Origin of the sequence: Silvibacterium bohemicum (genome assembly GCF_001006305.1) — a bacterium.
GTDB classification, from domain to species: Bacteria; Acidobacteriota; Terriglobia; order Terriglobales; family Acidobacteriaceae; genus Silvibacterium; species Silvibacterium bohemicum.
Window position 1 is genome coordinate 231,028 of record NZ_LBHJ01000020.1, and the last position, 11,506, is coordinate 242,533.

Annotated in this window: 10 protein-coding genes; 2 read left to right on the forward strand and 8 right to left on the reverse strand. The window is 56.0% G+C overall.

Features of this window, described 5'->3' with window-relative positions:
- Positions 1–133: 133 nt before the first annotated feature.
- A complete protein-coding gene (locus XX99_RS24215; protein WP_231581591.1) occupies positions 134–1,030 on the forward strand; it encodes a hypothetical protein in 897 nt (298 codons plus the stop codon).
- A gap of 7 nt (positions 1,031–1,037) precedes the next feature.
- Here the strand turns inward: XX99_RS24215 and XX99_RS24220 are convergent, their stop codons facing one another.
- The 8 genes from XX99_RS24220 to XX99_RS27890 all read right to left on the reverse strand — a co-directional run bounded on the left by XX99_RS24220 (position 1,038) and on the right by XX99_RS27890 (position 9,652).
- A complete protein-coding gene (locus XX99_RS24220) occupies positions 1,038–1,661 on the reverse strand; it encodes a hypothetical protein (RefSeq protein WP_050062000.1) in 624 nt (207 codons plus the stop codon).
- Positions 1,662–1,666: 5 nt separating this feature from the next.
- Positions 1,667–1,945, reverse strand: a complete 279-nt coding sequence (locus XX99_RS24225) for a hypothetical protein (RefSeq protein WP_050062001.1) — start codon at positions 1,943–1,945, stop codon at positions 1,667–1,669.
- Positions 1,946–2,261: 316 nt separating this feature from the next.
- Positions 2,262–2,927, reverse strand: coding sequence for a hypothetical protein (locus tag XX99_RS24230; RefSeq protein WP_156186194.1), 666 nt, complete (start codon positions 2,925–2,927; stop codon positions 2,262–2,264).
- Between the two features lie 189 nt (positions 2,928–3,116).
- Positions 3,117–6,608, reverse strand: coding sequence for a hypothetical protein (locus tag XX99_RS24235; RefSeq protein WP_050062003.1), 3,492 nt, complete (start codon positions 6,606–6,608; stop codon positions 3,117–3,119).
- Between the two features lie 3 nt (positions 6,609–6,611).
- Positions 6,612–7,013 (reverse strand): hypothetical protein, encoded by a 402-nt coding sequence (locus XX99_RS24240; protein WP_050062004.1) that lies wholly within the window; start codon positions 7,011–7,013, stop codon positions 6,612–6,614.
- A 114-nt stretch (positions 7,014–7,127) separates the two neighbouring features.
- Positions 7,128–8,960, reverse strand: a complete 1,833-nt coding sequence (locus XX99_RS24245; RefSeq protein ID WP_156186195.1) for a hypothetical protein — start codon at positions 8,958–8,960, stop codon at positions 7,128–7,130.
- Between the two features lie 382 nt (positions 8,961–9,342).
- Positions 9,343–9,483: a tyrosine-type recombinase/integrase gene (locus tag XX99_RS28745; RefSeq protein ID WP_082125992.1), complete on the reverse strand. Its 141-nt coding sequence runs from the start codon at positions 9,481–9,483 to the stop codon at positions 9,343–9,345.
- 1 nt (position 9,484) lies between these two features.
- Positions 9,485–9,652 (reverse strand): hypothetical protein, encoded by a 168-nt coding sequence (locus XX99_RS27890; protein ID WP_184084587.1) that lies wholly within the window; start codon positions 9,650–9,652, stop codon positions 9,485–9,487.
- A 241-nt stretch (positions 9,653–9,893) separates the two neighbouring features.
- Here XX99_RS27890 and XX99_RS24255 point away from each other — a divergent pair, with 241 nt between their 5' ends.
- Entirely contained in the window at positions 9,894–11,444 is a 1,551-nt protein-coding gene (locus XX99_RS24255; RefSeq protein ID WP_082125930.1) for a family 43 glycosylhydrolase, read from the forward strand.
- Positions 11,445–11,506 lie beyond the last annotated feature (62 nt).

Below are 11,506 nucleotides of genomic sequence, written 5' to 3' on the forward strand. Positions count from 1 at the left end.
GGCTGTGCGGCCGTGGGAGGTCGATGCGCATTTTCGGAAGCGGGGCAACAAGGGCGAGTGCCTCCATGTGGGCGCGACGGCCGGAAGCATCTGCTGCCAGCCTGCGATTGGCTCTCATACCGTTGTCAGGAAGATGCTGAAACGGATCGCGAGGAACGGCCACGTCTATCACCAGTCGGCAACCATGCAAGACCTGGAAAAAGCACAGGGCAAGTTGCAGATCAAGCTGATCGGGGTCAACGATGCGTCAGTGTTGCCAATCTTCTGCGAGCCGCACGATTCGGGCGCGTTTTCCCCTTTGGAGCAGGCACCGTTTACCGGCAGCAGAGAACAATGCTTCTTGCTGGCCTACCGCGCTCTCTGCCATGAATTTACGAAAAAACGATATGCGCTGAACTCCGTGCCCGTGCTTAAAGGATTCGACCGGGGAAAGGCATTGCCGGAGCAGGTGAAGATTCAGGCGATGTTGAGCGTCCTTGCCGAAGCATATAAAGCCTCAGTGCGCGATATGGAAACACATAAGCAGAAGTTTGACTCCATGCTCCTGGCCCACGACTATTCGGAGCTGCAAGGATTCATGGTGACGTTTGAGGGTGCGCCCGAGATTCTGTGCGCGGGCGGCCTCTTTCCCGAATGCGACTTCGCCGGGAAACCGCTTCAATACCTGGGGGATTTTACCAAGACGCTGGAGCAGGTTACATTTTCGCTCATCGCCACCGAGCGGGGAGGAGCATTCATTTTCGCGTGGCACGAAAGCAGCAAGGACGCTTGTCAGCCGCTGGCGGCTTCCTTGGACGCACTCCCGGACGCCGACCTGCCTCACGCCATCGTGCGATTCGTATTTGAGTTTTGCGAGAACCGTTATTTCAAGCCAGAGTGGTGGGATGGAGCGGATCAAAAAATCAAGGATGCCCTCACCGGCCGGTTCGATATCGCGGCTTCAAGCGACAAAGCCCGCTCCCCAGCCTGCCTGCTTGACGACGGTGTACGCGCCGTTTCATGGAAAGTTACTGGCAGGGCATGGCTGTAAGGCGATGCTACTTGAGGCCAAGCAGCTCAAGGAATTTCTGCGGATCCGAGGAAGGAGGCCGCTGCTCGACATGCGGTAAGTAGCGTGACGAGTCCGGCCCCCAGTCGAAGTACAGACCCGTTCCTGGTTCCTTGAGCGAAGCACCGATGTCACGCGAGATCTCCAGTGTCTGCGAAAAAAGCCTCGTCTGAGCCTTGTCGCCGAGCAAGTGCGCAAACACTTCCAGCTTGTACCGTCCCTCCGTGAAATGAAAGGAATTCTCATCTCTCGGAGCAAGGAAGTGATGATTGGCTGCGATGCCTGTTTCACCCACGAACAAGCCGCTCCCCCGGACAAGCTTGTCGTCACCATAGACCCAGATGTTGAAGTTCTGGTGTGTCTCATTGCGCGAGAGCGCAATGTGCATGCTCTCGATAACGCGACCCCGCTTGGCGGTTGAGAACAGAAGGGTGCGCAGGAAGATTTTCGGCAGAGGCGTCTCGTTTTGTGAACGAGGAGTATCAGGACCGAAGAAGATGACCGTAGGTTGGGTCATTTCGACGGTGCCACGCCGGAACAGCGTCAACCAGGCCGTCACCGATGAAACCGCGAGCGCCAAAGCAGAAACGGTGATCGAGAATGGGTCAGCCATACGGCCTATCCAACCGACTGTCGCGTGTACCGTTGGAACGCGACTTCCTTGTAGCCGTCTTCCGGTCGCTGAAGCTCGGCTGAAAAGTGCCCCTTGCGGCGGTTGAGTTCCTGTTCGATTTCTGGCCGATCCAACTCGGCAAGGATGTTGTCTTTCATGATGTCTAGGGCGGATTCTGCCGTGGCGAAGTTTCTGATCCACAGCGTTTGGCCGTTATCCTCTCGAATGACCGCCAGGGCGTGATTCTCAGGACCGTGGCTGATATAAAGACCGTCTTCGTACATGGACCGTTACCTCTATCAAATTCTCTCATCGCGCCTGCGAAAAGGCACAACACAAGTTTATGTGTCATATGCGGAGGTACAGCGAACATTGCGTATTTCACGATCGTACTGGGACTTGCTGCAGGCCACAAAGTAGAGTTGGCCACCAACCTGGCGTCACTCATGCTCAGCGTCAATTATATGTGTGATCGGCTAAGACAGAGGTTTCAAGTCATCGTCGCCGACTCAAGGAAATGCTGATTTCGAAGGACAACCTGGTCGGCGCAATTCCTAACATAGATCACACCCGTCGCCGAACCCAGCATGGAAAGCGATCTCATGCCTGCGGCACGGCGTCACCGGCAAGGACCACAAACCAAAGTCCCCGCACAAACATCTCGATCTGCAAATAGGCGTCAGCCTTCGTGGGCACGATCCATGGGGCGTTGACGATGAACTGAGCCGCGTCGTCGGTGCATACGGTGAGGACTACAAATACATTTCCAGGAAGCGACGCTTCGCCTGCGAGGTACTGGCGGATCGGTTCTTCGTGGGTGCCGAGCGACGCTGTCGTGCTCTGGCCTCTCAGGGTTTTCCATTCCTTGACCGCGCCTCGCCACGCCACGCTGAGGGCGTAGTAGGTGAGGGCCTCGATATCGACTCCCATCGAACGTCCGGAATAGACCGCAAGATTCTTATACGTCTCCATTGGCTCGGTCACCTTCATGGTATTCAACAGAGGAAAGGTGCCGCCGCGGTTAATCAGCGATAGCGCCGGTGCCTCGCCAAACTTTGCGATCCCCTCCTCGCACTCTCGGCAGAGCAAATGCGCGACCAGCTGGCGCGGGTTTTGGGTGATCAACTCAGGAGTGAAGATAATCTGCCCGCCGGGCGATTCACGATTCATCAACCGATGAATGGCTTTTCCGAGATAGTGGCTTCTGCAAAGCTGCCGGTGCCGTAAGCACAGCGCGCAGGTTCCGAGGACAGGCTTCCTGCTCATAACTCATCGTCTCACGTATCGTGGATTGCATGACCCGGGTGGTAGGAACGCCAACGATGTTCGGCTGCGGATTCGGCATATCGGACGTGCGCGTTAGCTGTTGCCGAGTATAAAATCTGCCAGTATTTACCGGTCTGAAGTCTCGCAACGCCGAATACTGAGCATTCGGCCTTAATCAGGTCAAAGCGTTTAAAGTTTGGACCTACCGGGAACGAGCGTGAAGGTCGCACTCATCAGCTTTTCTCTGAGTGACTGGGGCACTGATGCACCCAGTCCATCGGCAACATCAATGAGAACACAGCCTAGTTCTCCTCGACCACCATGCTCCTGAATGACCTTCACAAGGCTGGCAGGACGCTGAAAATTGAAGCCGTTCGCCAAAACATAATTACTCCAGGCGTTCGCAACGATTGACGCAAACACGCTTCCAACTCCCCAGAACGGGGCAAGGGACATTGTCAACCACCTCGCCCATTTTACTTGGGCGGTCAATATGTCGACAGTGCGTTCATCTCTCACAGCGAGCAGGCCGAATGACCGGAGCAAGTTTGCAGCCTGCCCGATATGGTCCTCCGAGGCGTTCTCCTCAGAGGCAAAGTCGGCGTAGTGCAAAGTCCCGTTCCTGACGGAGTAAAGCACTCGCTGCGCTTCTTCCCAGGGTGCAGGCACGCTGGCAATTTCGCGCTGCGCAGTACAAGCTCGAACCAGTTCCTCAATACGTTCCATGCCACGCGCACGGTCATTCAAGATTTCAGCGGTTACGCCGATGAGGCTCGGCAGAAGACCCAAAATTACAGTGTTAGACTCTGTCCGCACGGGGTCAAGGGAAGGAAGACGCAGCCGGAGCAATCGCGGGTTGTCCCGAACGACGGCCTCGGGGAACTCAATTGGATCGGATTTGGCGAGGCTTCGAACTCCGTCTGCAACCGCATCTATGGCCTCACGATAACGAGACTGTTCGAGGGCATACGGCGCGGCTTGAAGCCGGAAACCGTTGCCTTGATTCGACTGACCGAACTGCACGGCGCAGTCATACGTGGTCTGCGCCCATTCGGCAGCCTCTCTGAACCGTCCCAGCTTCTCTGCAAACCAGGTCATGTTCCCGGGCAAAACAAAGAGGATCTTGTCGGAGTAGCGGTCGGATATGTCAGCGTAGTCCGTGATGAACATCCCGAGATCGGGTTTTACCAGAGAAGTGCCGCCGAACTCTGAATCCTGTCCGAAGCGATTCCCCCAATAAGCGGTGTGATTGGCGATGAGCACATAGATTTGTTTCCATCTTGGTGATTCCTCCCGCGCTTCAAGGGTCGCTCGGACCACATGCGTCCATTCATCGAAGAGCGCTTGCTCGCCCTCGGTAAGCCACAGAAATGTGGCGAGTTCCGCTCGCGCTCTGATTCTGCCGAGGGGCGAACGAAAATCGCCGTCTTCAGCAAGTTGAACGGCTTCATAAAATGGAGCGGCATCCGGACGACCCGCGCGATAAAGTGCATGACCGTACCGCAGTAGATTGGACTGACGATGTGGAGTGAGATGCTTCTCGTGATATTCAACGCCTCGCCCTAGCCATGGCAATGCATCAGCCCAACGATCGACGTCCGTAAGCCAGAGTCCAGTGCCTTGGGCGACGAGGAATCGACCCGCAGCTGCATTCGGTCCTATATGGGCGGAGAAGAACGCCTCAGCTTGCCGTATGGCCTCTTCCGCATCTCCTATGTGGACGATTCGAATCGCTTGCGCTGCGCGGAGAAGTCCACCAGAGACAAGGCTGGAGTCCCAGCGAGACACCACTGTTTCGAGTTCGCCGATCAAGCGCGTCAGGCCGGCCCAGTCCCGCTTCTGTTCCGGCAGCTCCTGCTCTTCTATCCAGAGTGAATCAAACATGCGGCATGCCGATTCAGGCGCAAATCGCTCTGCCATCATTGCGCGCCGCTCTTCCTCGCTGAGAGCATCGACTGCAGCGACCCACTGTCTGACACCATCGCGGGATCGAATCTGCATGGCAACGGACCAAAAGAATTCACTGGAAGAATGGCCCCGAAACGCCTTCAAAATCCTGGGGTCTGAAATCCGAGACTGCATCTCGATCGATTCCGTGATGAACGGTAGTGCTTCGATGGGACTCTTTGAAACCAGTTGGAGTGCGATGGCGGACAGAGATGCGAATACCATCACCGGTTCCGAGATTGTCTCCTTCGCTTTCATCAGGTCACGGAGATCTGCGAGTTGTGTGCCGTAGCCCTGTCCGCGCTGTATCGCGATGGCAACCTGCATCCCGCGGATACAAATCTTCAATCCGAGGTTCATCTGCGTCGGCAACGGCAAACCCTTCCAGAGCGACAGCAGGTTGCCTGGCTCTACATCGGGTCCCGCATTGAGTAACGAATAGAGAGCCCTAAGCAATATGCTTCCTGCTTGGTCATACTCTTCCGCAATCACCAAATGGCTGATGACAGAATTTGTTTCTAACTGGTTGAGCTTCTTGCGCGAGAGGATCCACCCGGCCACCCTCTTATGTACTTTGTTCCTGACAGCTGCGGCCAAGTTATTATCGCCAAGTGCGGCAATCAGCGGGGAGGTCCTCCACTGTGTAGTCCCTTGTTGCTGCAGCCATCGACCGGACAGCTTTGAGAGCCGCGCAAGCGCTTCTGGTATCTCTGGTTCTATACGTGCAATTTCGAGTGCCTCTGACTCGGTGAAGTCCCGCATCACAGCGTTTAGCCGGAAAAGCAGTTCGCGCGTCTTTGCAGTTTCTGTTGAAAGAAGCCTTCGCTGGACCTCGTTTTTTAGGTCAGAAGCAAACGCCTGGCCAATGAGGCCTTGCCACACGTCGTCGCTAAGAACCCATTCATTGTCCGTCAGAAACTCTACAAGCAGTGCGGTCAAATCAGGATGGCCCTGCGTCAGACCAAGAACTACGCCCCTGAACTGGCTATGGTTCACCGCGGCTGGCGCTCCATAGGTAACGAGTAGTTCTCGCACTTCGTCATCATCATATGAGGGGACCGGCACAACTTCGAACTCCGACCGAAGCTGCAACGGGAGTGGATAAAGCGAACAACATATGAGCTTTATGTTTCCGCTAGCCGCGGCTCGGGCGAGTACAGCTAGGCGTGTGACGAAAGACGGATCGGCCGCGCTTTGGTCGATATTGTCGAGGACGACTGCCAGATCTTTGTCGAGTTTGCCAACAACCTTCCCAAAGTCCGGTCTTCGATTGGAGCGAAGGTTGATTTGATCCGAAAGAACGGATTCGAGTACGGAGCCGGGGCGCAGATCACCATTTGCTTGAAAATCAATCCAAATGAGACGCGTTGCTTTTTCTGTAGTCGCTCTGGCAAGCTCTGACCTCCCGGAACCGGAATCTCCTCGTAAAAGAACAGGTTTGGGCTTTGATAGAGCTCCGCTCACCAACGACGACAGGCGAGCTCTTGATATACGCCGGTTCGGTGCCGTGGGTGCACCTGTGACGATGAGATCGGCTTCCTTTTCGATCTTCGACACAGGAAGTGTGTTTGCGCCAGCCGATGCCTGAACGGCTTCAAGCACCGCAGCCAAGACTTCCGGCGGCGCGTCCTTGTCCACATTGAAGACATTGATCGTAGACGAAGCCCCATACGTCGCCTGAGCGATGTATGTCCCGGAGGCCTGTTGCGTCGATTGGAATGGCTTCTTCGGCAAGAATCACTCTGTCCTGCGGTGGATAGTGACAGACGCGGTACTCTGCCGGTCCGCCTGAGCGATGTTGTTGCCATGAGCGATCTGCCCGCCATTACTGTCACCGGCCAACGAGCTGACTAATTCAAGTAACTCCGATGCCTGAAGAACAAGCTCCTGGTCTCCCGACGCTCCGCTGCTTTGAAGCTCTTCTGCCAGTACCTGAGCATAACCCGCGGACTTAGGCTTCCGCTCGACCTTCTCCAGGGCCTCAGTGACCTCTTCATGGTGTGCATACTTCCTCTTTATGGCATTGCGCAATGCCGCGTATGCGTCCGCCAGTGCGGATTTACCTACATTCTTCGCGCCATCCAGTGCACCGGCCGCTAACGCGCCAAGAATTGCATCACCTACAACCGAAGGGTCCATTTATTGATCTCTCCCCAGATCGATGTTACGCCCTCCAATGAGGCATGGTTGATTGTCGTCCCAGCCCAAACGGCGCATGCGCCACCTGACCGGAAAGACCATCGATGAACATTTCTAGCCTTCGAGATCTACGGATTCGAGCAGTGCTGTTATCTGCAGAAGAGATTTGATGACCTCGTCGTATACGCGATCAAGTGCAAGCCCTCCCTCGGTTTTGAACTGGCCGGGGTCGATGCCGAAGTCTTTAAGCTGAGCTGATTGCGCGGTGGGCTCACCGATGAATGAGGACGCGTGGGAGTCGATAATGCGAAGGCCGTTGAGACCGAAGAGCGGCTTTAGGAAATCGAGCCGTGTATCTTTGTTCCATTTCCCAGCGACCAGCTCAGCATCTCCGATCAATCCCCAGCCTTCGTGCTTGGCGATGATTGCCAGTTGGCAGAGATAGGCGAGGAGTTTGATCCCTTCTACGCTCTTGACCTCTTTCCTGGGAACCTGCAGCTTCACTAAAAGCGCTCGCAGGGGAGCTGATTTCACACCTTCGAAAACCGAAAATATGAATTTACAACGCTCGAGAAAGTCCGGATAGCTTATCGTTCGCGGCGCGACGTTCCCGAGTCTGCCCAGTAGGCGATTAGTCCACCAACCTTTGTAGCTGATCTCGCTCTTCGACAGTCCGCCGATATCTTCTGCCGTGTACAACTCTCCTGCTGCATCACAGATTTGCGCGACTGCGTCCATGAGCGCAAGATAGGATTCCACCACCTCTCGTGTCCGAACCCCAATGTTGCGCTCCTCAGCGTCGTTCTTGGGCACCGGCACGGACTCCTCTTTCACAGCGTAGTGGGAGTAGTGCTTGATCACCGAAAATTGGGCATTTTCATAGAGCTTTCGCAATTCGAGCACGATGTGATCGCGACCTAGACGTTTGCAAAATCCGACAGACCACCAAGAGCCGTTGCTGACGGAACCGGCCTCAGGATTGATGTCGAACTCTAGGCCATCCTCGTACCGCTGTAGGACCTCGTCGCGAACGTAAGCTTCTTCCGCCACTCCGAATTCACCCGTCAATATTCCGGAACCGACGATCGGCTTGGGATGATCTGGCCACACGAGTGTCTGGTCAGCATCGAGAGCCTTCACGGGCTTCAGGACCAGCCGGGTACACCAGGTATCCGAATACTGATCTCCCGCCTCGATGTGCTCTACACGCTTTAGCCAGATCTCCCGGCCTTTGAGCTTCGCATGTTGTCCTTTTGAGGTACCCATCACGGATTCGAAGGCCGGGTCGCCAGTCGAGTAGCGGCCCTCGAACTGCGTTGCCATGGCAACGCAATCACTATCAAGCAGATAATCCTCGAGATACTCGCGAAGGATCTCTACTCGGGCAACGTTGATTTGCTTTGGAACCCTATACACCGATAAAGGAGTTACCCGGACTACGGCGTAGGTCGGACGCGACAGATCATGCCATACCAGCGTCGGGGTGATTGCATCATCGGGGCCGGATATTGTCGCCGGCGAGAGCCCGTAGCGCTGCAGGATTCCATTGAACGGCAAGATGATATGTCGATCGTGGATCTGCCACGACTCGACCAGGGGCTGGTATTTCTTGTGGTCCTCTCGCCCTGAATGGATCCAAAACGCCGGCAGCGGAACGCCGCTCGCGGGATCGTAGACTTCCTGCTCCGGAAGGTGGCGCATGCCATGTCCCATGCCGCCCAGTCGCGTAAGGCATTCCTCAGCCTCCGCGGCAGGCACCATGGCGGTATACAGCAGTGTCGTGCCGGGAAAATTGTTTACCGGCTCGCTGCTGATCTCACCAACGGTGACATATTGGGAGTGGTTATTCAGGTAGGGCTCTTTGAGATGAGCCAGCGAAGCAGGCCAGAAGTCGTCGTCGAGCGAAGCCATGAACTGAATGTAGATGGCTGCGCGTCGCCCGCTCAAGCAGAAACCTGAAGGCGCTAGCTATTAACTAGCCATAGCCGGGTAAGCTCTCTTGTGGGTCGATCAAAAAAAGGTCCAAAAAAGGTCCAATAAGGGGATTTTTGCGTGTAATCAGTGGCGTAGAGTGTGGTCTGTGCCATCTGGTTTCAATGAGTTGCGTGACGTTGCCGAAATGGCATGGAAGAGGTCATCGGTTCGATCCCGATCAGGTCCACCAATTCATTCAACAACTTAGACGATTTCGCGCTTTTTCAAAAAGGTCCAAGCAGGTCCAATAAGAACGTGCGTCATTTGGACCCCGCTTTTAGAAAGCCCGCGAGCTTTGACTGCGCCTCCCGCTTGGCCGGGGTTATCGCCTACGCGTAAACCTCAAGCGTCATCTTCACCGCGCGTGCCGCAGCAGCTCCTGCACCACTTTGACATCTTCGCCATTGGCCTTCAGCAAGGTGGAGAAGGTGCGCCGGAAGGTGTGCCAGCCGATGTGCTTCGCGATCTTCGCCCTCCCCAGCCGCAGGACGGATATTTCACTTCAGCAGCGAGTCCGGACTGGAGAGCTGTTTCCCCTTCTTTCGCATACTGGCGAAAACCCAGTCCTTCGGCTGGTTGTAGGGCAGGCGAGCTTCCACGTCAACAGCTCCTCTTCGACCCAGGGGTCGAGCGGAACCGGCTTCCGTGAGATCTCCGTCTTGCATCGACCTATCCTTTGCCGGTAGACCGAGCGCGTGACGGACAGCTGCAGATCCTCGAAGTTCACATCCATCCACTAGAGTCCGATCAACTCGCTGCGGCGCGCGCGGCCTGCGGTAATACACGACCAGGTCCTGTGAGACTTGCAAGGCGTAGAGCAGCTAAGTCTGAGTTCAGCTGAAGGCAACGCGAAGCCGGCCTTTGACATCAACCTCGGAAGCTGACTCCGAGAAGGAGTTTGTGTCGATGTCGTGGATTCTTTCGGTTTTGATCGCGGTGAGTGTCTTGCTATCATGCTCGCCGGCGGCGGCGCAAGGCAATCCCATTTTGCCCGGTGATCATCCGGATCCATCCATTATCCGCGCCAATGGCTTCTACTGGGCCTCAAACACATCTGCCGAATGGGCTCCCGTTTTCCCAATCTTCCGCTCCTCCGATCTGCGGAACTGGCAGACGACCGGATCAGTCTTCAGAGCGCGTCCAGATTGGGCGGTGCGAAATTTCTGGGCACCCGAACTCGTCAACGACCGCGGCCACTTCCGCGTCTACTATGCGGCTCGAAAGAAGGATGGGCCCCTGTGCGTAGCAGTCGCGACCGCGTCCGCCCCGCAAGGACCATATGAAGATCATGGGCCGCTTGTTTGCCAGCCTGATGGAGCAATCGATCCGGCTTTCGTCCGTGACGAATCTGGCAAGCCGTTCCTTATCTGGAAAGAGGATGCCAACAGCATCCATCAACCGACTAAGATCTGGATACAACCGACGAGTGAAGATGGACTGCATCTTCTCGGATCACCCACCGCCATTCTGACGAACGACGCGGCTTGGGAAGGCGAAGTCGTAGAAGGACCGTACATCCTTCGGCATGGCGATTATTTCTACCTCTTCTATGCAGGTGGCGCCTGCTGCGGTGAACGCTGCAGTTATGGCGAAGGGGTCGCTCGGGCCAGAAACTTACACGGCCCTTGGCAAAAGGACCCTTCCAATCCAATCATTGCTACCAATGCCGAGTGGAAGTGTCCCGGTCACGGCACGTTGGTACGCACTGCCAGCGGCTCCGACTACCTTATGCACCATGCCTATCCGCAGGAAAATTCGATTTTCATCGGCCGCGAGTCGGTTGTCGAGCGAGTCGCCTGGAATGCAAAGGGGTGGCCGGAGATCAACGGCGGGAAGGGCGTGCCGGGAATCTCTCGCGAAACGCACCGGATCACGCTTATCGATGACTTCAAAGGCCCAACCCTCAGTCCCACATGGCAGTGGCCCATTGCAGATGGGCCTGGGATACGAATCGCGGATCATTCTCTGCGACTTGCTCCTCTGAACACCAGTGACGGAGATCCACTGGGCGCCATCGTTGCCCAGACACTGCCATCGCCGTCATTTCGCGTGACGGTGGAAGTCAGCCCCGGCAGCTCCGAGGCGCTTGCCTCCATCGCGGTTCTCGGAAGCGCCAGAGATGCGGTCGGAATCGGAATCCAACATGGCGCATTGGTGCAATGGAGAAGAGATCATGGCAGGTGGGTAAAGCTGGCCGTCAGTCCTTTGCCTAACCAGGCCAACGTTTTTCTTGGCATCGCCATGCAAGGAGAGAGGCATCTCAATACAGTCTGGAGCCAGGACGGAAAGCGCTGGCAATCTCTCGGAAAAATCTTGAAGGTAGATTCGTTACCTCCATGGGACACAGGCCTGCGGGTGGGGTTGGCGTGCGGCGGAAACGGCGGCGGGTTTGCCACATTCCAGCATTTTTCCTTGCGAACGCCGGACGTCTGGCCCGCCGGACAGACGACCAGATAGAGACTGACGCTCGCCAAATAGTTCGTTGACGCAGAATGAGCAGCTCGCAAGAAAGACGGGCT